Raw genomic sequence first — 20451 nt, 5'->3', positions numbered from 1 at the left:
GGCGCCCGCACCCGTCACACCCCCCCGGCGGGCCGGGCGCCGGCTCGCGGGCTGGTCGGGGGCGGCGCGGGACCTTTCCGGCTCGGCTTCCTGGGCGGCGCTGACACCGGCTGTCGGTGTCAGCGCGGTGCTCTTGCCCGAGTTCCACAGCGTGGGGGTGATCGTGAATTCACGCGCGAGCGCCGGGTCGAGTTCGATTCCTCCGGTGCTGTCCTGCGGGTACGACACGAAGGTGAGCACGTCGCCGGTGACCGCCACGATGTGCCAGCGGCTGACGTCGGCCTCCGACGTGGGCGTGAGAGCGACGTCGAACCCGCCACGGGTGATGCCGGACAGGGAGGGCAGTTCGATGGTGGGTTCCTGGAACGGCTCGTCGTTCATGGTGCGGAAGCCGAGTTCGTCGCCGGGGCCGGCGGGTGCGTCACGGCGTCCACTGCGCCGGTAGCGCACCTCCCACACGCGGCGCAGCTGCCACCCGGCCTGGTTCTCGCCGTCACGTGATCCGCTGGTCCGCCCTTGCGGATCCTGCACCAAGGCGAAGCGATCCACATAGAGACTGCCCGTGGCGGATTGCCTGAAGCACGAGATGTACCTGCCGTCGGTGACGGCGCGGAAAGGCGCGTTCGCGGGCCGGGGGACGGCCGCGGCCGAGCCGACGGTGATCAGGTCCATGCCGGCGATCCGCAGGAGGGGGCGGTCTTCCGCCGACGGGCGGTCGTTTTCGTCCAGGCTCAATTCGTTCCAGCCCGCCCATTCGCCCGGTGTGCCGGGATCCGCGCCGGAGACACGCACGTTGTAGTACAGCGTGTCCACCGCGGTGGCGGGTCTTCGGGCGAGGACCACCAGCGTTCCCGCGATACTGAGCCCGACCGGGTCGACGAGCGGAATCCCGTTGCAGTCGGGCGAGGGCCAGATTTGTTTCGAGGGTGTCATGACCATCCCTAAGTCACTATCGGCGGCCCATCATGTTATTGCGCTCGAAACCGAGAAACAGCTCCCCGCACTGATGAACAAGGGGTCACGCAACGTTTCCCAAGTGATGCTATTCAACCCATTCGAGGAAACGGTTCGGCATCAGTGTGTTTTTCGGAGACCTTCGTGAGGAGGCCCGAGGACGACCGAACGGGTAAGAATGGGAGGAGTCCACTGGGGATACCCGGTTTTCCACAACGGACTTCAGCACTGAGAACGAGGAGGACGCACGATGAAACTTCGTACTTCGAGCAGGCTGTTCGTGGTGCCCGCGCTGGTGGCGCTCGGCACGGTCGTGCCGTCTCCCGGTGCTTCCGCGGTGATCGGCGGCTCGGTCAGCACGTATGCTCCATGGGCGGTCCGGATGGTGGTCGACGAAACGCCGTTCTGTACCGCGACCGCGGTCGGCCGTGAGTGGATTCTCAGCGCCTCACACTGCTTTTTCGAGGCGGGAGAGCGGATCGACGATTCCCGTATCCGGTTCCGGGTGGGCGCCCTGGATCAGCGGAAGGGCACGGTCGTGCGTCCGGTGCCCGGCAGCACCCACGGCGTCGGGATCGCGGACATGATGCTGATCAAGGTGCCGCCGATGGACGTCGAGCCTGCCCGGCTGCCCGCCAGGGACTCCGTCCGTCCCGGGCAGATCGTGCGGCAGTACGGCTGGGGTGCGACCTGTCAGGAGGACGAGACCACCTGCCAGTCCGATGTGCTCAAGGAAGCCGACCAGCGGGTGCTGGCTCCGGACCAGCCGCGTTGCGAACGGTTCACCCCGCCCGGCGGTGGGGACGGCCGGGACCTGTGCCTCGACCGGGTCACCGGCATTCCCGGTGGCGGCGACTCCGGCGGGCCGGTCATGGCCACCGGTCCGGGGGAGCGGGACATCATCGTCGCGGTGGAGAACGATTCGGACCGGGATCACACGGCGGGGGCGGGCAACGTTTCCCTCGTACTGGACGAGATCCACCAGGTGATCGGCACCTGATCCGGGCCGCGCGGCGCAGGTCGCGATCGCTCGAGCGAGGCGATGGTGGCCACCGGGATCGCGGATGTCGTCAGCGATGCCGTCGTGACTGGCGCTGCGCCTTGACGATGAGTTCGAAGACCTGACGCGGGTGGTCGATGCCGTTGAGTTCGGGCGAGGGCGGTGGTTTCGGAGCGCCGGCCGGTGGGTCGTCGTCGACGGTGACGAGTGGTGCGCCCAGTCCGCCGAAGGTGATGGTTCCGGTGCCGTTCTTGTGTTCTGTCACCTGTGGTGGCGCGAGTTCGTTCAGAAAACGTGAGATGGTCTGTTGGCCCCGGGCCCAGGCGACCACGCGTCTGTCGGTCACCATGTACGCGCTCGCTCGCATGGTCAGGTGACGATGCACTCCTTGGACCACGGCGAGCGTGGCGAGCAGGCCGAAAATGAACCACGCGCCAGGTTTGTCGAAGGTGGGGTAGAGGGAGTAGAGCGGCAACATCAGGAACGGGACGATGACGAGGTCTTGCTTTCTGGCGATCCGGACGTGTTTCGGTGCGCCTTCCCAGAGCAGACGTTCGCCCGGGGCGAGGGCGAAGTCGTTGTCGTCGGGCGAGACGGCGGAGCGCGAGGATTCGTCGCTCGGCGGGATGTGGTCGTAAACGAGCGTGTTCCGTTCTAGCGGTTCAGCGGCAGACAGCAGAGGGAGGCCCGGAGTTCAGGGTCACTCCTCATGAACCAGACGATATCCGCCGCACGGCACCGGGTAAGCGGTTTTGTGCCTCGTCGTGGACGGCGGCCGGTTTCTTTTCCGGAGTCGAGGAACCTCTGTCCGGCGAAGAAACCGGCCGCCCGCGGTCACACCTGCGGCCGCGACGGTGAGCTAGCCGTGCCTGTGGATCGTGCGCTGGATCCAGCCGGCGTAGGCGGGCACGCTGGTGTAGAGGCCGGGTCCGTTGGCGCAGGGGACGTCGTCGTCGCCGGGGCCGGAGGTGACGCCGATCAGTTCCCACCGGCTGCTCTTCCCGCGCTGGACCTGGGGGCCGCCGGAGTCGCCCATGCACGCCATCGCGTCGGGCTTGCGGCTGATCGTGCACAGCCGGGTCCGGTCCGCGTAGCCGGGCGAGCATTCGGACACGCTCCCGCGGCGGGTGTCGAGTTCCTGGAGCCGTTCGGGGAACACCACCTTGGTCAGGTCGCCGGTGTCGACCGTGGTGCCGAAGCCCATCAAGCGGGTCGGCGTGCCAGGCGGGCCGGGGCGTTCGGCGATCCGGATCGGCTGCTGGGAGACCGGGCGGTCCAGGCGCACCAGGGCGATGTCGTTCTTGTTCGGCGCGCCCGGTTCGTAGCCCGGGTGGCGCACCCAGCGGTCGATCGTGCGAACCGTGCCGCCGGAGGTCCGCCCCTGGCTGCCGATGCGCACCGTCCCTTCCGGCCTGGCCGGGTTGCGACCCGGGTCGACGCAGTGCGCCGCGGTCACCACCCACTGCGGATGGACCAGCACGGCCCCGCAGACGCCCTTGGCGTTGTTCATCTCGGGCACGACCTCCGGGATCGAGGCCATGAACTCGTAGCGCTCGGTGGAGTCCCTCCCGTTCACCACGGCACCGGCGCTCCCGGGCACCGCGAGCGCGCAGGCGGCACCTGCCAGTGCGACACCGGCGGCACGGATCAGGTTGCGGCGCAAGGAACCCACTCTCGACATGCTTTTCCTTTGTTCGAGGACTTCGGATCGATCGGGTCAAGCCTCGTCGTTCACCGTGCGCGAGACCATCGTGCGAGCCCCCCGAACCGCGGTGGTGGCGGCCGGACGCCGACAGGTAGCGCTGGCACCACCAAGCAGATCGAGGCCTGGTCAGGGCGTTCACCCTCGCCCGTGGCCGCGCCTTTCTTGGCGGCCTGCTCGATCATGCCGATCTCGACACGATCGTCCACATTGGACAGTTGGAACCAGATGTTGATCCTGGATCAGGAGAAGAGTTTCTTGCGGCTGTGGCTGTTCCGCGATGGGAAGTTCAGGCAGTGCTGACACTGAAGATCGTGTACGCGGCGATCTTCACTCCCCGGTCCGGCGGGAGATCTGCGCCCTCGTCTGCGGCAGGAAGGTCCGCCGGCGCGGCTCGGTGGGTCAACGCCGCCAGGGCGCGAGTGCCACTTCGGTCGCGGTCGTCATCGCGGTCCGCAGGGCGGCGGGGTCGGTTCCGTCGGCGTTGTCGAGCAAGGCTTGGAGCGCGCCGGTGACCGCGCCGACGAACGCTCCGGTCAGGGCCGCCGCGCCTACCGGGTCGAGTTGGCCGGGGAAGGCGGCCGCGAGGTGTTTCGCGATCTCGCGTTGTGCGCGGAGTTGCTCTTGGAGCGCGCGGCCGCGGACGGCGGGCACGGTCTGGATCATTCGGAGTCGTAAGGCCGCCAGGGGACTGACCATCTCGTCGCTGGTGGCGGTGACCTGGCTCAGAGCTCGCAACAGCACCTCGGCCGGGCCTTCGGCGGGATCGCGAGTGGCGATGGCGTCGACTGCCGCCTGTACACGCTCGGCGGCGTCCGGGAACAGCAGCTCTTCCTTGCTGGCGAAGTAACTGAAGAACGTCCGCGCGCCGATCTCCGCGGTCGCCGTGATGTCGGCGATCGTCGTCTCGTCGTACCCCTTGCGCTCGAAGAGTTCCGTTGCCGCGTCGATCAGTGCCTGACGCGTACGTGCTCGCTTTCGATCACGAAGGGACATGACGGGCAGCATACGCGCGTCGGCAATCAGTGCAAAAGTGCAGTCATTGCAGATCTGCACTGACTGCTGATAGAGTGCCTTCGCATGGGGAACGTGCTGATCTGCGGTGCTGGGGTCGCCGGCTCGACGCTCGCGTATTGGCTGGCGCGTAACGGCTTGAAGGTCACGGTCGTGGAGCGGGCGCAGGGGATGCGCTCCAGTGGTAATCCCGTCGACGTTCGCGGTCCGGCCTTGCCGGTCGTCGAGGCCATGGGTCTCGCAGGCCGCCTACGGGATGTCGCGACAAGAACGAAAAGGGTTCGCCTGCTCGATGCCGATGGCCATCGGATCGCCACGGTCGGCCTGCCCGCGGCCAAAGGGGACGAGCTCGAGATCCCTCGGTCCGATCTCGTCACCGTGCTGTACGAGGCGGCTCGCGGTGAAGCCGAGTTCTTGTTCGACGACACAGTCGCCGAACTGTGTCAGGACGAGTTCGGCGTCGACGTCACCTTCGACCGGGCGGCGCCCCGCCGCTTCGACTACGTGATCGGCGCGGACGGCCTGCATTCCGCCGTCCGACGCCTCGTCTTCGGGCCCGAGCGCGCTTTCGTTCGTCCCACGGGTATCTATGTCGCCACGACATCCTTCGGCGAGCCGGTCGACCACCCTGAGGATGTGCTTCTTCACAACACGCCAGGCAGGCTGGTCGCCATCCACCCGTCCAGGGACGAAGGCGGGGTCGCGTTCATTTTCCGTGCCCGGCTCGACGGTGTGGACCATCGCGACACCGAACGCCACAAACAGATCGTCGCCACGACGTACGACGACGTCGGATGGCGCGTACCGGCGCTGCTCCAGCACTTACGAGACGCAGAGGACGTCTTCTTCGACGCGGTCAGCGTGGTCGACCTCCCCTCATGGTCACGGGGCCGGATCGCCTTGGTCGGTGACGCGGCCTCGTGTGTTTCCCTTCTGGGCGAGGGCTCCAGCCTCGCGATCGCCGGCGCGCACACGCTCGCCACCGCGCTCGCGGCCGCGCCGTCCGCCGGTTTCGGCTGGTACGAGGTCGAGCATCGCGCCCGAGTCGTACCCAAACAGCGCGCCGTCAAGCTCACCGCCGCCATGCTGGTGCCGAAGACCAAAGCAGGCCTGAGGATCAGGAATCTCGCTGCCCGTGCCTGGCCTCGGGGTTGAGGTCTGCGTCCTGATCGGGAAACGCCTACTTCAGCGGTATCCCCGCAGTACCGGTCATCGGGTGGTGCACGCTGAGGTCACCGTCGGCGCCTCCCGCGAGGACGCGAACGGCACGTGGCGAGACGGAGTTCCCCGCCGGTCCGGGCAGTGCCGATCGGCTTGCCCTGCACAGAACCATTTTTCTCACGGGAAGCGGCTGCCGCTCACGGCGTGTTTGCGCTACGGTACTCGCTGCTGATGACGTCCTTCGATCCCCGCTGCCGTGGAGCTGCCGCATGATCCCCCGGCTCGGCCCAGGCGTCCTTGTCCTGTCGATCGTGAGGATTTCATGGAGTACCCCCTGCTGACGGCAGTGCTGGTCTGCGTTTCGCTGCTCGCCGCGGCCTTCGCGGTGTTGCTGGTGCGCCAGCGCCGGGTCGCCGTCAACACCGGCCGTCGTGGTGAGCAGCTGCTGGCCGAACTCCGCGCCCGTGAGGAGGAGGAAAGGCACCTGCTGCACCGGCGGTTGCCCGCGATCGTCGAGGCCCAGACCAACCAGGCCGTGACCGTGCCCGGCCCCTTGCGTGCCGTCAACGGCGAGGACCCGCACCGCGAACTGCTGGTGGCGGTCAGCGAGCTGACCGGTCAGACCCGCCGCAACGCCGCCGAATCCGCCGCCGCCACCCTGCGCGCGATGATGCGCACGGTGCAGAACCTCGCGGGGGAGCAGCAGGTGCTGATCTCGGCGATGGAGGAGCAACACGACAACCCCGACGTGCTCGATGGTCTGCTCGGCCTGGACCACGCGAACTCGCAGCTGGGCCGCCGCGCCCAGGCGACCGCCGTGCTGTGCGGTTCGTGGCCGGGCCTGCAGCGTTCCGCCGCGACCCTGACCGACGTGGTGCGCGGGGCCACCGGCCGCATCCGTGACTACGAACGCGTGCAGATCCCGGCGCCTTTGGACACCGCGGTGGTCAGCCAGGCCGTGGAACCGGTGGTGCTCGCGGTGGCCGAGCTGCTGGACAACGGCGCCCGTCACTCGCAGCCCGGTTCGCCCGTGCAGGTCAGCTTCCAGCAGGCGCACAACGGGCTGGCGATCGTCATCGACGACGCCGGGGTGGGCATGACGGTGGAGGCGGTGCAGCGCGCGGGATGGCTGCTGGAAGGCCACGGTGGTCAGGACATCGCCGCGCTCGGTGTGCCGCCGCGTATCGGGTTCGCCGTCATCGGCGTGCTTTCCCGCCGCTACGGCTTCCGTGTCTCGGTGGACATGCGCTCGCCCTTCGGCGGGGTGCGCGCGGTGCTGTTCCTGCCGAGTGAGCTGCTCACTCGCGCCGCCGTCCCGGAGCCGGCACCGCAGGAAGCCCCGTCGCTGGCCGCGCCGGCCAGCCCGGCCGCGATCGCCCCCAGCCCGGCCCCGCAAGTGCGCGTTCCCGCGCCGGAACCGAAGCCGGCCGAACCGGCCGAGGAACTGGGCACCACCGAGCACGGCCTGCCCCGCCGTCGTCGACGCGCCCCGGTGGCCGGGGCGGCCTCCACCACGTTGTCGGTTCCGGTGTCGCCGCCCGCCGCGCCGGAAGCGACCGAGTCCCCGGTGAACCACAGTCCGGTCGCCACGGCCACGGCCTGGCAGCGCGGCACCCGCCAGGGCCGCGCTTCTTCCACCGATGTCGAAAGGGATTTCCAGTGAGCAGCTCCGTCACCACCACCAACCGGTTGGGCTGGATGCTCGATCAGGCCCTGCAGATGCCGGAGACCATCTCAGCGGTGCTGCTCTCGGCCGACGGCCTGCTGATGGCCCATTCGCAGGGAATCACCGTGGAGGACGCCGAGCGCACCGCCGCCGCGGTCTCCGGGCTCCAGTCGCTCGCCCGCGCCACCGGCGAATTCTGCCGTCAGCCGCCGGAGCAGTGGCGGCAGACGCTGATCGAATTCGACGGCGGGTTCGTTTTCCTGACCGCCGCCGGACAGGGCGCCTACGTCGCGGTGTCCACCACCGGCCGGGTGGACATCGAGGGCGTTTCCTCGCGACTGCAAGAGCTGGTGCAAAGGCTCGGCCAGGAACTCACCGCGCCACCGCGCTTTCCGGCCGAGGGACCTGGCAACCCGGCATGAGCGGGCAGCGGCGGGAACGGGCGCTGGTCCGGCCGCATGTGGTCACCGAGGGCCGGGCCCATCCGACCCGCAACACCCTGGACGTGGCCACCGTGGTGCTGGCCACCTGGGCGCCGGTGACCGGGCTGAGCCCGGAAAAACGACGGGTGATGGAGCTGTGCCGGGGCGGCGCACTGGCCGTCGCGGAGGTGGCGGCGCATCTCAAGCTGCCCACCAGCGTCACCAAGGTGCTGTTGTCGGACCTGCTCGACAGCGGGCACATCGAATCACGGGCCGCGGTGCGCGAGACCGAATTCCCCGACCAGCAACTCCTGCAGAAGGTACTCGATGGCCTCCGTGCTCTCACCTGACCGATACGTTTCCGCCTCGGTCCGGACCTCGGTGAAGATCCTCATCGTCGGCCCGTTCGCGGTGGGGAAGACCACCTTTGTCGGCACGCTCTCGGAGATCCGCCCGCTGCGCACCGAGGAGCGGATGACCCAGGCGGGCGCGCTGGTCGACGACCTGTCCGGCGTACGGGGCAAGGACACCACCACGGTGGCCATGGACTTCGGACGCCTGACACTGAGCGACGAGGTGGTGCTCTACCTCTTCGGCGCCCCGGGGCAGCAGCGGTTCACGCAGATGTGGAAGGACCTGGCCCACGGTGCGCTCGGCGCGCTGGTGCTGGTCGATCCCAGCCGCCTGCAGGACTCCTTCGACGTGATGGGACTGCTGGAGGAACTGGACCTGCCCTACGCGGTGGCGGTCAACCAGTTCGACGGCGCGCCGCGTTTCCCCGAGGCCGAGCTGCGCGAGGCGCTCGATCTGCTACCCCAGACCCGGCTCGTCACCTGTGACGCCCGAGATCGCGCGTCGGCCGCCTCGGCGCTGATCAGCCTGGTCGACTACCTGTTCACTCCCGTCCGCCAGGAGCATTCGTGACCGTTCCCGCCACCCCGCCCCCCGGTTGTCCCGTTCACGCCACGCGCACCTCGCTCTACGACGAGGAGTTCGCCGCGAACCCGGCGGGGGTCTACGCGCGGATGCGCAAGGAACACGGCCACGTCGCGCCGGTCGAGCTGGCGCCGGGGGTGAACGCGAGCCTGGTGCTGAGCTACGAGGCCGCGCTGGACGTGCTGCGCTCCCCGCAGACCTACCCGCGGGACCCGCGCCGCTGGCAGGCCGGTCAGCCGGCGGACAACCCGGTGATGCCGATGATGGGCTACCGGCCGAACTGCCTGTTCACCGACGGCGCGGTGCACGCGCGCTACCGCAGCGCGGTCACCGACAGCATCTCGCGAGTGAACCCGCACGCCCTTCTGGGCTACGTGGAGAAGGCCGCGCGGGAGCTGATCGCGAAGTTCTCCTCGAACGGCCGGGCGGACCTGCTCACCGAGTACGCCGGAACCCTTTCCCTCCAGGTGTTCAACCACCTCTTCGGCTGCCCGCCGGAACTGGGTGACCGGCTCACCGCGGGGATGCGCGGGATCTTCGACATGGTGGACCCGGAGCGCGCCAACGCCGAGCTGACCGCGGCCATGCTGGATCTGCTGGCGCTCAAGCGGCGGCAGCCGGGCCAGGACGTGCCTTCGTGGATGATGGCGCATCCCTCGAGGCTGACCGACGAGGAGATGCTGCACCAGCTGGTGCTGCTGATGGGCGCGGGCACCGAACCGCAGCAGAACCTGATCGCCAACGGGTTGCGGCTGCTGCTGGTGGACGAGCGCTTCGCCGGAGACCTGGCCGGCGGCAGCCTGCACGTGGAGGACGCGCTGGAGGAGATCCTCTGGAGCGACCCGCCGATGGCCAACTATTCCGCCGGTTACCCCTATCCGGCGGCCGACCTGATGGGCACGCGGCTGCCGGCCGACGAGCCCGTGGTGATCAGTTTCGCCGCCGCCAACACCGATCCCGAGCTGGGCGAGGCTCAGCGGGCCGGTAACCGGGCGCACATCGCCTGGAGCGCCGGGGTGCACTCCTGCCCGGCGCAGGGCCCGGCGCGGCTGATCGCGACCACCGCCATCGAGACCCTGCTCGACGCGCTGCCGGATCTGCGCCTGGCTGTGCCGGACGCCGAATTGCGCTGGCGGCCGGGCCCGTTCCACCGCGCGCTGGCCGGTCTCCCGGTCCTGTTCACCCCCGTCGTCGCACCGGTCACCCCCGTTCCCGACCTGACAGGAGAGCACCCATGGCACCAGCCCGCCCGTTCGTCCTCGATCCCAACGGCCGTGACATCCACACCGAAGGCGCCGAACTCCGCGCCCGGGGAGCCGCGACGCTGGTGGAGCTCCCTGGCGAAGTGGTGGCGTGGTCAGTAACCCAGCCGGAGCTGCTGCGGAAACTGCTGTCCGACCCGCGGGTGTCGAAGAACCCGAACCTGCACTGGGCGGCCTACCGCGACGGTGAGATCCCCGAGGACTGGCCGCTGCGGATCTGGGTCTCGGTGCAGAACATGTTCACCGCCTACGGCGGCGACCACCGGCGGCTGCGTTCGCTGGTGTCGAAGGCGTTCACCCCGCGCCGCGTGGAAGCGCTACGGCCGTGGGTCGAGCAGCTGACCACAGACCTGCTGGACCGGCTCGCCGCCGGGCCGGACTCGGTGGACCTGAGGGAGAATTTCGCCTACCCGTTGCCGATCGAGGTGATCTGCCAGCTGTTCGGCGTGCCCGAGGAGCACCGGCCGGATCTGCGGCGCGCGGTGGACGGGGTGTTCAACACTTCGCTCAGCGCCGAGGAGGCGCAGGCGAACGGCGTGCTGATGTACGGGATTCTCGGGCAGCTGGTGGCGAACGGGCGGGAGAACCCCGGAGACGACCTCGCCAGCGGCCTGATCGCCGCGCGGGACGAGGACGGTTCGGTGCTGGAGGAGGCCGAGCTGATCGACACGCTGATCCTGATGATCTCGGCCGGGCACGAGACCACGGTGAATCTGCTGCACCACGCGATCCTGGCGCTGCTGACGCATCCGGAGGAGCTGGCGAAGGTGCGCTCCGGTGAGCACACCTGGGCCGAGGTGATCGACGAGACCATGCGATGGCAGGCGCCGATCGCGAACCTTCCGCTGCGGTACGCGGTGGAAGACATCGAGATCGACGGGCTGCACATCAAGGCGGGCGAAGCGATCCTGGCTTCGTACGCGGCAGCGGGCCGCTCGCCCGAGACACACGGTTCCGACGCGGACGAGTTCCGGCTTTCGCGGGAGTCGAAGAGCCAGCACCTGTCGTTCGGGCACGGGGTCCACTACTGCCTCGGTGCGCCCTTGGCGCGACTGGAAGCGGAACTCGCGCTGCCAGCGCTGTTCGAACGTTTCCCCGATCTGGCCTTGGCGGCGGAGGTTTCCGAACTGGAGAAGATGCCGTCGTTCATTTCGAACGGGCACACGAGTCTTCCGGTACGCCTCAAGTGAATCCGGTGAGGTGTGGCTTTCACCGCGGATCCGCGGTGAAAGCCACACCCACCGGATTCATCGGGGTTAGAGGGTGCGGTTGGTGTTTTCCAGCAGCCGCACCAGCCCACCGCTCCCGGCCAAGTGGATGTAGTCGGTGCCGTCCTCGTCAATGTTGGTATAGGTGATCACCCGGCCGTGCTCGCTCAGGTCCACAGCGGTGATCGGCACACTTCGCGAGCGTCCGCGCGGCCCGGTGACCGCCGTATACAGCTGGTGGGTAGCGTCGCGTGGGGCGTGCATGAGATCGGTGATCAGATCCCGGTCCGGGTCGCCGGGCTCAGGGCCAGGATGGGCGAGCGGGCTACGGCCCGCCGCGACCGTCACCGGCCGCTCGGGTGGTGTGCGTGGCACGGCAAGATCCCGTAGCTCTGCCGACTCGACCGGGGGCAGCACCTCCACCAGATCAGCCGCCAGGTACCGGTGGTCTGGGAGGGGCTGCAGGATCACCGCGTCGTCATCGACCAACACCCGCACCGCGTCACGGTCACGGGCACCGGTGAAGAACCCGCCCCCGTCCCCGGCACGGTCGCTCGTGCTGGGATAGGCGGTCCACCCGTAAAACTCCCGATCAGCTGAACCCAACACGCGCAACGTGTCGAGGAGGAGCGGGTTCACCCGCTGCCCCCGCGCCAACCGATGTTGCCCGAGTAGTTCCCAGGTGCCCGCTTCGATCCGCTCCGTAGCCCCCTCGGGCATGTAGTACGCGCCGTTCGTGCCCAAGACCGGGTGGAGATCTCCAAGGTCGTTCGCGTGCCACTGCCACACGGTCAAGAGTGCGAGTTTGGGTAGCACCAGCGGCGCGTCGATGAGAGCCATAGCGCGTGTGTTTTCCTTGCCGTGTCAAGGGAAAGTGGTTACGTACCGATGGTCGGCGGCACGACCGGATATCCGGTCTCGGGATCGATATCGGCGATGGTGATCGGTTCCTCATCCACCCCGTACTTACGGGCGTGCTCGCTGTCCTCGCTCTTGTTGCCGCGCGCGCCGGGTGCCATCGCGCCACCGGGTGCGCCCGGGGCACCCGCCCCGGTCAACCGGGAACCCGCCCGACCGGTCTCGCCCGCGCTCGGGCCGCCAAGGACGCCCGCGCCGCTGCCGCGACCCGCACCCGGCACACCACCGCCCGCGCGTCCACCAGGCCCACCCGCGGCGGAACCGGGCGCGCCGGGAAAGGCACCGCCACCGACGCCTAAACCGGTCTCGCCCCGTACGTTGACGCTCGGGCCGTTCGACGGTGCGGGGATGGTCGGGGTAGAGAGCCCATCACGCGCGGCAGGGTTGTAACCCGAGGTAGTGGTGTGATCGGTTCCCACGCCGCTACCGGCCCCGAGGTGGGAACCGGTGCCGGGGGTGACCTGTCCGGGGGTGTGGCCGGGTGCCGGAGACGGGGTGAACCCCGAACTACCCACATAGCCGCCGCTGTCCCCGTCGCTACGCCCCTCCACACCCGGTGAGGGCGAGGGGTGCCCCGGCGGCGGGGTCACGCCGCCCTTGCGTGGGGGCGCTAGCGCGATATCCGCGCCGTCGTAGAAACCGAGCTGCCCGTAATCGCCTTGCAAACCGCTCTGGGTCTGCTTGAGTTGGCTTTCGTAGCCCTTATAGGCCGTGAGATTGAATTTCGCTTTTTCGTTGTAGTCGTTGATCGCTTTTTCGGTGTCGGTATCCCACGGCGAGATCACGTCGCCGAAACTCTTGTCCGGGCGCGGCGGCATCGGCTTCAGGGTGGCTTTGGTGTGCTCGAAACCTGACGCCGCCGTGAGCACCGACTGTTGATTACGGCTCATCGACCGATCGGCCGAATCAGCCACGGTGTAGAGCTTGTGGATACGCTCGCGTGCGGCATCGGCGCCCGTACCAGACCAAGACGACTCCAAGCCGCCGATGATCTGCCGGAGGGTTCCGGCGTGGTTGCCTTGCCCTTTCGCGGCCTGCTCCGCTTGAGTAGCGGCCTCGTGCCAGGGACTGGAGCTGCCCGCATGCACCTGCTTCACGAACGTGGGCACCGGCACCGGTTGTGTACCCAGATCCCCGCTGAACAGATTCCCGGTCCAGTCAACGGCTGCTTTTACCGCTTTCCCCACGGCTTTACCCACGCCAGAGAGCGCATTTCCGACACCGTCGGCAAGATCAGAAAGCCAACTCACCTCAGACCCCCGCCTTGGCTCGAAGACTCGTCATGACCAAATCCGCCGTGGATTTCGCGGCATCGCATGGATCTTTTTTACCTTGAGAGTTCAAGCTGAGGAACCCTGATATTTCGATGGTGGTGTTGTCGGTTGCGCCAATGCTGACCTGACAGAACTTGTCGGGTGAGCCGCCGGAGGGAGACACGTACGCGACTGCCGGGAAACCTTGCACGGTCAACGGTTCCCACTTGAGCGCGTTGGGCTTGACGTTTTCGTAGATGGCACTCAGGCCGTCCGGCAATTTGGTGGCATACCGCATAATGGCGTGGCCTGTCGTGACTGTGTTTCGCCAGTCGCAGCCGGGGCCAACCGTTTCAGCGTCGGCACGTTTGGTGTCTACCGGCTTCCCCAAGGTTTTCATGATTTGGTCGGCGGTGAGAGAGTCCGCGCATGGGTCACCGGAGAAAATCGATTCCGGTAATGGCGTTTGAACTTTCGGGGCATCCCCATACGGCAACGCCTGTCGTGACGTCTCGTTTGTTGTCGTTGACGGGGTAGAGGTCAAGGATTCAGAGTTGGTATCTCTGCCGGAACAGGACGCGACCGCGAATACCGCCGCTGCACAAACTGCGGTAACAATGAACTGTCGCCACATTATCAGTAGTCTCCCTCTTGGGCAATGCCGCCAAGACCTTTTCCGGATTCGTGGTCGTTTTCGGAGGTTCGACCCAGCGCCTTCTCGAGTCGCCTGGTCAATTCTCCGAGATAAAGTATCTCAAGGCGAACATGACCCGCCCCATAGGCGAACGCTCCCGGCTGCCCACCGTTCCAGGTGGCAGCTTTGGTGAACCCCACGCTTACCGGATCCTGGGCAGCGGACTGCATACGCTCTAGCGACTGTGTAAGGCTCTGGTCATTCTCTAGTGCCGCTAAGATCTCGCCGGCTTGTTTGACCATTTGTTCGGCGTGGTCGCGGTCGAGGTAGATACCCGGGCCGTGTGCGGCTTGCTGCACTTGGGCGTTGGTCGCGATTTCGGCGGCTGTCGCCTTGTTGACCTCATACCCGATCGGGTCCTTGACTCGAAGAATGATGTCTCCAAGCCAGTTGTCCTTGTCAGGCACGGCAGTGTCTGCCACGCGTCCACCCCTTTGAACCCCTCGCCGGTGCGTTGCGGTGCTGATCGGTGCGGCCTATTCGGTCGCGCCGATCAGAGTAGCGGATCGGTCACCGCGCGTGGAGCGTTACAGGAGGGGTCATCTCGACTACTGACAGGTAGCCCCACCAGCGGTAACACGCCGTGACACCAGCCAGGCAGGACGTAACACGAGGGTTCGTGCCGCTCACCGCGACGGGTGAACGGCGTGATGTTTCGGCTACCGGTGGTCGGGTTTCCGGTGGGCCAATGCCAGTGCGCCGAGTGGGCCGGGCACTCCGTGGCGCTGTTGCAACAGATCTGCGCCAAGGTGATTGCCGGGTTGGAATCCGCCGCGCATCAGCGGATCGAACAGGCCCCGGGCTGGACGGAGGACATGGACTCGGACGAATGGCGCCGGTCGATGCCACGTGCCACGAGATTTGGGGGCGTACTGGGGGTTGCCACCCGTGGGCACCGGTTTCAGCCGGACAACACGACACCGGCCCCTCGCCTGATTTCCCTGGTGAGGGGCCGGTTTTCGCTGGTCCTTCTTGGTTGCCCCCTGGGCAGCGGGGAAGAATCTGCCCGGGGCAAAGGGTCGGTTCTTTTAGGTTGCACATCGATTGCCGGCAGGCCACTGGTCATCGAGGCTGTGGTTCCGCTGATCATGCGGCGCAGGAAGTCCTTGCCGACAGAAACGTGATGTCGTACCAGTCGAGCCGTGTCGGCGCGGGAATTAAGCCGTGCAGCGCTGTCACTACCTGAGCCGATGGATGGCCTGCACTGCTTCGCTGGGGGAGAGGAGATGGGAATTCCCCGACCGGATCCGCGTACCGAGTCCGGTGGTTCCTGGAGTTGTGATCGGACAAGAATTCTTGGGACAAAAGGAGATGACGCGAAGTGTCACTGCTCCCCACGGCGCTGCGTGTCCGCCTTCAGGTCAGGCTTTGAGTGCGGCCTGGATCTGCTGGGTGGCCCAGACGGCGATCTGAGTCCGGGTATGGAAGTCGAGTTTGTTCAGGATATGAGTGATGTGGGTTTGCACGGTGCGCGGGGAGAGGGTCAGGTGCTCGGCGATCTGCTGGTTGGTGAGGCCGCGGCGGACGAGATCGGCTACCTCGAGTTCCCGTCGGCTGAGTGAGGGCTCGCCGTCGGTGGACCGCCCTGTGCGTCGGCCGCGGGTGTTCGTCGATTCGGGATCGAGCGCGTAGGTGAGCCTTTGCGGTGCTGTCATGGATTCGCCGACGGTGTGGTGGCGGCGGAACTCGCTGTCGCCGAGCGCGACGCGGGCGCGATTCACGTGCCGGTGATGAGGGGCGGTGAACAGGGCCAGTGCGTGCATGGCGAATCCGTGTTCGCGGCTGGCGGTTTCGGCGGCGCCGTAGAGCACGGCGGCGCGTGTGTGGTCGCCGAGCCGTCCGGCGACCCAGCCGATGGCGGCGAGGGTGTCCCCGGCGAGGGGACACATCCCGGTCTGTGCCGTGGTGTGCTGGAGTTGCCGGAGAGTGGCCGCCGCCTCGGCGGGGGTGCCGTACTCGGCGTCGACGCGGGTGAGAGCGTCCAGCAGGTAGTTCTGGCTGTAGAGTTCGTCGTGCTCGACGCTGTCGGCGAGCCCGTCGCGCAGGATCTCGCGTCCGCGGCGAGGGTCGCCGGTGAAGGCCGTGCACCAGCCGAGGTGATAGATGCTGGCGAGTTCCCGTTGCCGGTCACCGCTCGCGTGGAACTCTTCGACCAGGACGGCGAATTCCGTGGTGGCCTGGCCCAAGTCGCCGGTGAACGTGGCCAGCATGGCGGACATGTAGCGCGCCCGCGCCGCTACATCGCGTGCCCCGCCGTGTTGTGCGAGTTCTCGGGCCTCGTCCAGCAGCTCCGTGCCACGGGCGAAGTCGCCGACGATCACGGCGTAGTGCGCGTCGCACAACACCGCTTCCGCGCGCCCCGGCCCGTCACCCGGCCCTGCCTTGAGCAGCCGGTCGAGCCAGTCCCGGCCCTCGGCCTGGGCCCGGCACGCTTGCCAGTACACGTCCAGGTTCGAGGCGAGTCGCCAACCGGCCGCGGCCTCGCCGGGCGTGTCCACACAAAATCGTAGCGCTACCCGGAAGTTCGGGTGATCCGTTCGCAGGTCATGGCACTGCGGTAGTGAGGCTGAGGTGCCACGGGCGCGGTGCAGCCGGGTCGCCAGGCGGGCGTAGTGGTCACGGTGGCGCCGCCGCACCTCCTGCTCGTCGGCGAGGTGCTCCGCGCCGTACTCGCGAAGCGACTCCAGCAGCCGGTACCGGAGACCGTCGCCGTGACGTTCGGCCATGAACACGGACTTGTCCACCAGGGACCGAAGCACCTCCGGGACACGCTCGGCCCCCAGCGTGCCGTCATGGCACACGGAGCGGGCAGCGTGCAGATCGAACGTCCCGGCGAAGACGGACGCCCGTGCCCACAACAGCCGCTCGTCCGGGGAACACAGATCGTAACTCCACGCGAGAGTGTCCCGCAGCGACCTCGTGCACGGCGACCTGTGCCGTTGCTTGGCTCCCAGGAACCGCAGCTGGGAATCGAGACGTTCCGACAACTGCCCGACCGACAGGGACCGCATCCATCTCGCCGCCAGTTCGATGGCCAGCGGGAGCCCGTCCAGTTCGCGCACCAGCCGAGCGATCTCGTCACGGTTGTCGCGGGTGACCGAGAATGACGGCACGACCGAACGGGCCCTGTCCACGAACAGCTTCACGACGTCGAAGGCCTCGATCTCGGCCAGTGTGCACGGCGCGTCCCTGTCCGGCACCGGCATGGGGGCAAGGGGGAACAGCCGCTCTCTTGGCGACGCGAGAGGCTGTCTGCTGGTCATCAGGAGCACGATCGCCGGACATGCCTCCAGAATTCTGGAAGCCACGTCCGCGCAGACACGGATCAGGTGCTCGCAGTTGTCCAGGACCAGCAGCATCCGGCGGTCGCGCAGGGTGTTCAGCAGATTGTCGATCGGGGTGGCGGACCCGCCCGGCAAGCCGACGTGCACCGCGATCGTGTGTCCTACCAGCGCCGGATCACGTACTTCGGTCAGATCGACGAACACCACCTCGTTCCCTCGGCGCGCCCCGGCCTCGGTCATGACCCGGCGCACCAGCCGCGTCTTACCGACCCCGGGCGCACCGACGACGGTCACCAGCCGCTCGGACGCCAGAAGCCGCAGCAGGTCCCTGATCTCACCATCGCGGCCTATATAACCGGCAGAATCCGTGACAAGAGCGGGGTGGTCCTCGCGGGAGATGACACTCATTGCGTGAACTCCAGGAAACTGTGACGTCACACGATCCGGGACTGAATGTGAGTACTTTGTCTTTCTCCAGGTGGGTGGCAGGGGCCGGAACATTAGCTCTCATGCGCGGCTGTCGACAACGCGAGAGACGCTCGATGGTGGGTCTATCGGAGACGGCCACGTTGTCCATGTCAATAACTCGGCTGGTGCGGAACCCGGCGTGATTCGGTGTGCCAGCGGTCTGAGCAGCCCAGGACGGTCACCGGATGGCGCGCGCGATGAGGGGGCCGCGTCAATAAAGTGAATACTCCTCGCGAATGTCGCGTCGCTGTCCTGTCCGCGAAAACGCGACTTTCGTAGGTGTCCCGCAGTTCTGTGCGTCCGAAGTCGCGCAAGTGGCCCTTCCGGACGCATTCCTTTCCTCGGTACGAACTTCGGCATAGGTCACGGCCGCGGGGCGAGGCAGGGCATGAAGATCCAGCCTTCATGTGGGTACCGGACCTGGAGCCAGGTGTTCATCGGGACGGTGCCGACACCACAGGTGACTGTTCCGGGTTCTCCCGTGACCGGACGACAGGCGCCGTAGACGGTTTGACCGTTGTCGGTCATCATCGTCATCCCGAGCGCGCGGTCGAACTTGGGTTGTGGACGGACCGCGACGTTGCGGAACGCGAGTCCGTAACTGCATTCGCCTGCTCTGGCGTGCTCCGTGGCGTCCGGTGGGGACACGGTTTTCGTGACGACGACCGCGACCACGCCTGCCACGAGGGCCGCGCAGGTCGCGGTGAGGATCAGCAGCAGCCGCCGTCGTCGTCCGTCTTGGGACGGTGACGCGGCTTCTGGCGTCGGTCCAGGGCCTTTGCCTGTCACGGTGTCGGTCTGGTCCGTGTTCGGTGCGCGTTTGGCTTCGTCAATCCGATCCCAGGCGTCGCCCCAGGGGCCAAGCTTGTCGTCCGCGACGCCGAGAGTTTTGAGGATGGCTTCGTAGACGTCGTGTGGTGCGAGGGTCCGGCCACTGAGGTAGTTGTCCAGCGTGCTGCGAGGCACCTCCTTACCGCGATGACGCGCCACCGGCGCGACCAGCGCGTCCAAGGAAAGCCAGCCGGCCCCCTGTCTGCGGCCTTCGCCGCGCCGGAGCCGGTCGAACTCTCTCTTGAGATCTCCCAGTGTGTGCACGGCGGTCGGATCGGCGACGTCCACCTCTACCCCCTCAGTAACGGTAGGTAGTAATTCTGTCACAAGATCATCCAGGTTCGTTCATGGTCGTCCAGAGCTGTCCAGATCCGCGTCTTCGCAGGTCCGAGGCGGTGTTCCGTGAGGAGTGCGAGATCGCCTCGCAGCATCACGACATCCGGAAAGAGAGTGATCGACCATGTCCAAGCACGCACCGCGACCGCACCAGCGGCGGCTCGCGACCGCTGTCGGCGCGGCGCTACTCGGGACTGTCGCCCTCGGGACTTCCGTCGCGGAAGCCCTTCCAGGCCCGCTCGCGGACGGTCTGGTCAGCGCCCAGTACGCGGCCACACAGGCAGCGAGTCCGGTGGTCCTGCCCGTCGAGTGGCAACAGCAGACCAAGGGCTACAACTGTGGCCCGGCCGCCACCCGGATCGCGCTGTCCGCCCTGGTCCGCCGGGACCGCCTGCCGTCCCAGCAGCAGCTCGGAGTCGACGAGGGCACCAGCCCGGACACCGGCACCTACCGCACCGGAATGGCGGCAGGCCTCAACAAGTACACCCCCAGCGTGCGCTGGGAGCCCAGCACCGGGGACATCTGGACCGGCGTGACCGCGGCGATCAACAAGAAGCGTCCCCTGCCGATCGCGATCGAGATCGGCAGCCGCAGTGAACTACCGCCCGGGTGGAGTGCCGGAAAAGTCGGCGTGCAGCACTGGTTCACCGCCATCGGCTACAACCCCGCGACACACGAGGTCAAAGTCGCCGATCCCGCGTCCAAGTTCAGCGGATTCAACTCGAACCCCGAGTACTGGATCAGCCTGACGACACTGCGGGCCATCCACGTCGCTCACATTCGCCCCACGGCCTGAACCCGGCCGCCACCTGAACGGAGTAACTGATCATGGAAACGAACACCTTGCGGCGCTTCCTCACACTGGCCGGCACAGCGGCCCTCGCGGCCGTCGCCTTGGGAACCGCTGTCGCCGAAGCCCAGCCGACGGCCCCCATGCCGCGGACAGAACCCGCACAGGAGGTCCTGGCGGCACCGTACCGGGTCACGCCGTGGATGTATGCCACGGTCCGCAACCAGCCGCGATCGGCGGGCAAGCCGGTCGACAGGGTCACCGCGCACCACGGTTACGACGCCTACTGCTGGCTCCATGGTGAGAAGATCAACGGCAACACCATCTGGGTGCGGCAGCTCGGCAACGCGCGCATCCAGGGCTATGTGCCCGCCGCGTTCCTGGAAGGCGGCGTGACCGGCGGCGTGGCAACCAAGTGCTGAACCGCCCAGAACTGATCTGACCGAGGGCGGGGCCCGCGGTTCATCGCGGGCCCCGCCCTCACTTTGTCGGTGGCGCAGCACCGGCGCGCCTCTGACGAGACCGCGAAGCGAGAAACGTGCCACGTTGAGA

The 20451-nt window shown here is 67.4% G+C and carries 20 protein-coding genes; 10 read left to right on the top strand and 10 right to left on the bottom strand.

Annotated elements, in window-relative coordinates; translation table 11 throughout:
• Nucleotides 1-933, bottom strand: a 933-nt coding sequence (locus ACFWMR_RS10545; protein ID WP_378378198.1) for a hypothetical protein, incomplete at its 3' end; no start/stop codon positions are given.
• 271 nt (nt 934-1204) lie between these two features.
• On the opposite strand from ACFWMR_RS10545, the gene ACFWMR_RS10540 reads away from it, so the two are divergent.
• The gene (locus ACFWMR_RS10540; protein ID WP_378378197.1) at nt 1205-1954 is read left to right on the top strand and encodes a trypsin-like serine protease; all 750 of its coding nucleotides are present in this window, start codon (nt 1205-1207) and stop codon (nt 1952-1954) included.
• A 70-nt stretch (nt 1955-2024) separates the two neighbouring features.
• Here ACFWMR_RS10540 and ACFWMR_RS10535 read toward each other — a convergent pair whose 3' ends face one another.
• From ACFWMR_RS10535 to ACFWMR_RS10525, 3 genes are all read right to left on the bottom strand, one after another.
• A complete protein-coding gene (locus ACFWMR_RS10535) occupies nt 2025-2432 on the bottom strand; it encodes a hypothetical protein (protein ID WP_378378196.1) in 408 nt (135 codons plus the stop codon).
• 381 nt (nt 2433-2813) lie between these two features.
• The gene (locus tag ACFWMR_RS10530) at nt 2814-3635 is read right to left on the bottom strand and encodes a S1 family peptidase (RefSeq protein ID WP_378378195.1); all 822 of its coding nucleotides are present in this window, start codon (nt 3633-3635) and stop codon (nt 2814-2816) included.
• 423 nt (nt 3636-4058) lie between these two features.
• A complete protein-coding gene (locus ACFWMR_RS10525) occupies nt 4059-4652 on the bottom strand; it encodes a TetR/AcrR family transcriptional regulator (protein WP_378378194.1) in 594 nt (197 codons plus the stop codon).
• 84 nt (nt 4653-4736) lie between these two features.
• Between ACFWMR_RS10525 and ACFWMR_RS10520 the strand changes: the two genes are divergently transcribed.
• The 7 genes from ACFWMR_RS10520 (at nt 4737) to ACFWMR_RS10490 (ending at nt 11307) form a co-directional block, all read left to right on the top strand.
• Nucleotides 4737-5825 (top strand): FAD-dependent oxidoreductase, encoded by a 1089-nt coding sequence (locus tag ACFWMR_RS10520; protein WP_378378193.1) that lies wholly within the window; start codon nt 4737-4739, stop codon nt 5823-5825.
• A gap of 328 nt (nt 5826-6153) precedes the next feature.
• A complete protein-coding gene (locus ACFWMR_RS10515) occupies nt 6154-7494 on the top strand; it encodes an ATP-binding protein (protein WP_378378192.1) in 1341 nt (446 codons plus the stop codon).
• Nucleotides 7491-7919, top strand: coding sequence for a roadblock/LC7 domain-containing protein (locus tag ACFWMR_RS10510; RefSeq protein ID WP_093936270.1), 429 nt, complete (start codon nt 7491-7493; stop codon nt 7917-7919). The genes ACFWMR_RS10515 and ACFWMR_RS10510 overlap by 4 nt, the downstream gene beginning before the upstream one ends.
• A complete protein-coding gene (locus ACFWMR_RS10505) occupies nt 7916-8269 on the top strand; it encodes a DUF742 domain-containing protein (protein ID WP_093936269.1) in 354 nt (117 codons plus the stop codon). The genes ACFWMR_RS10510 and ACFWMR_RS10505 overlap by 4 nt, the downstream gene beginning before the upstream one ends.
• Nucleotides 8247-8843: a GTP-binding protein gene (locus tag ACFWMR_RS10500; RefSeq protein WP_093936268.1), complete on the top strand. Its 597-nt coding sequence runs from the start codon at nt 8247-8249 to the stop codon at nt 8841-8843. The genes ACFWMR_RS10505 and ACFWMR_RS10500 overlap by 23 nt, the downstream gene beginning before the upstream one ends.
• Nucleotides 8840-10219, top strand: a complete 1380-nt coding sequence (locus ACFWMR_RS10495; RefSeq protein WP_378378191.1) for a cytochrome P450 — start codon at nt 8840-8842, stop codon at nt 10217-10219. Before ACFWMR_RS10500 ends, ACFWMR_RS10495 begins: the two co-directional genes overlap by 4 nt.
• Nucleotides 10201-11307 (top strand): cytochrome P450 family protein, encoded by a 1107-nt coding sequence (locus tag ACFWMR_RS10490; RefSeq protein WP_378378214.1) that lies wholly within the window; start codon nt 10201-10203, stop codon nt 11305-11307. Before ACFWMR_RS10495 ends, ACFWMR_RS10490 begins: the two co-directional genes overlap by 19 nt.
• 66 nt (nt 11308-11373) lie before the next feature.
• On the opposite strand, the gene ACFWMR_RS10485 is transcribed toward ACFWMR_RS10490, so the two are convergent.
• From ACFWMR_RS10485 to ACFWMR_RS10460, 6 genes are all read right to left on the bottom strand, one after another.
• A complete protein-coding gene (locus tag ACFWMR_RS10485) occupies nt 11374-12165 on the bottom strand; it encodes an ESX secretion-associated protein EspG (RefSeq protein ID WP_378378190.1) in 792 nt (263 codons plus the stop codon).
• 38 nt (nt 12166-12203) lie between these two features.
• Complete coding sequence (locus tag ACFWMR_RS10480) at nt 12204-13493, bottom strand: hypothetical protein (RefSeq protein ID WP_378378189.1); 1290 nt, start codon at nt 13491-13493, stop codon at nt 12204-12206.
• A 1-nt stretch (nt 13494) separates the two neighbouring features.
• Entirely contained in the window at nt 13495-14130 is a 636-nt protein-coding gene (locus ACFWMR_RS10475; RefSeq protein ID WP_378378188.1) for a DUF3558 domain-containing protein, read from the bottom strand.
• A gap of 2 nt (nt 14131-14132) precedes the next feature.
• Nucleotides 14133-14612, bottom strand: a complete 480-nt coding sequence (locus ACFWMR_RS10470; protein ID WP_378378187.1) for a hypothetical protein — start codon at nt 14610-14612, stop codon at nt 14133-14135.
• A 939-nt stretch (nt 14613-15551) separates the two neighbouring features.
• The gene (locus ACFWMR_RS10465) at nt 15552-17882 is read right to left on the bottom strand and encodes an ATP-binding protein (protein WP_378378186.1); all 2331 of its coding nucleotides are present in this window, start codon (nt 17880-17882) and stop codon (nt 15552-15554) included.
• 423 nt (nt 17883-18305) lie between these two features.
• On the bottom strand, nt 18306-19061 hold the full coding sequence (locus tag ACFWMR_RS10460) for an XRE family transcriptional regulator (RefSeq protein ID WP_378378185.1): 756 nt from the start codon (nt 19059-19061) through the stop codon (nt 18306-18308).
• 172 nt (nt 19062-19233) lie between these two features.
• On the opposite strand from ACFWMR_RS10460, the gene ACFWMR_RS10455 reads away from it, so the two are divergent.
• Both ACFWMR_RS10455 and ACFWMR_RS10450 read left to right on the top strand, forming a co-directional pair.
• A complete protein-coding gene (locus tag ACFWMR_RS10455; protein WP_378378184.1) occupies nt 19234-19905 on the top strand; it encodes a C39 family peptidase in 672 nt (223 codons plus the stop codon).
• Between the two features lie 32 nt (nt 19906-19937).
• On the top strand, nt 19938-20321 hold the full coding sequence (locus tag ACFWMR_RS10450) for a hypothetical protein (protein ID WP_378378183.1): 384 nt from the start codon (nt 19938-19940) through the stop codon (nt 20319-20321).
• Nucleotides 20322-20451: the final 130 nt, after the last annotated feature.

Source organism: Amycolatopsis thailandensis, from assembly GCF_042723255.1.
GTDB lineage: Bacteria > Actinomycetota > Actinomycetes > Mycobacteriales > Pseudonocardiaceae > Amycolatopsis > Amycolatopsis thailandensis.
This window is presented reverse-complemented; position numbering and strand designations above follow the sequence as displayed.

Bases quoted from the DNA above. Each gene is read 5' to 3' on its own strand.
- ACFWMR_RS10525 (WP_378378194.1), bottom strand. From the start codon at position 4,652: ATGTCCCTTCGTGATCGAAAGCGAGCACGTACGCGTCAGGCACTGATC.
- ACFWMR_RS10500 (WP_093936268.1), top strand. From the start codon at position 8,247: ATGGCCTCCGTGCTCTCACCTGACCGATACGTTTCCGCCTCGGTCCGG.
- ACFWMR_RS10505 (WP_093936269.1), top strand. From the start codon at position 7,916: ATGAGCGGGCAGCGGCGGGAACGGGCGCTGGTCCGGCCGCATGTGGTC.
- ACFWMR_RS10520 (WP_378378193.1), top strand. From the start codon at position 4,737: ATGGGGAACGTGCTGATCTGCGGTGCTGGGGTCGCCGGCTCGACGCTC.
- ACFWMR_RS10535 (WP_378378196.1), bottom strand. From the start codon at position 2,432: ATGTTGCCGCTCTACTCCCTCTACCCCACCTTCGACAAACCTGGCGCG.
- ACFWMR_RS10450 (WP_378378183.1), top strand. From the start codon at position 19,938: ATGGAAACGAACACCTTGCGGCGCTTCCTCACACTGGCCGGCACAGCG.
- ACFWMR_RS10540 (WP_378378197.1), top strand. From the start codon at position 1,205: ATGAAACTTCGTACTTCGAGCAGGCTGTTCGTGGTGCCCGCGCTGGTG.
- ACFWMR_RS10515 (WP_378378192.1), top strand. From the start codon at position 6,154: ATGGAGTACCCCCTGCTGACGGCAGTGCTGGTCTGCGTTTCGCTGCTC.
- ACFWMR_RS10530 (WP_378378195.1), bottom strand. From the start codon at position 3,635: ATGTCGAGAGTGGGTTCCTTGCGCCGCAACCTGATCCGTGCCGCCGGT.
- ACFWMR_RS10485 (WP_378378190.1), bottom strand. From the start codon at position 12,165: ATGGCTCTCATCGACGCGCCGCTGGTGCTACCCAAACTCGCACTCTTG.
- ACFWMR_RS10465 (WP_378378186.1), bottom strand. From the start codon at position 17,882: ATGAGTGTCATCTCCCGCGAGGACCACCCCGCTCTTGTCACGGATTCT.
- ACFWMR_RS10455 (WP_378378184.1), top strand. From the start codon at position 19,234: ATGTCCAAGCACGCACCGCGACCGCACCAGCGGCGGCTCGCGACCGCT.
- ACFWMR_RS10475 (WP_378378188.1), bottom strand. From the start codon at position 14,130: ATGTGGCGACAGTTCATTGTTACCGCAGTTTGTGCAGCGGCGGTATTC.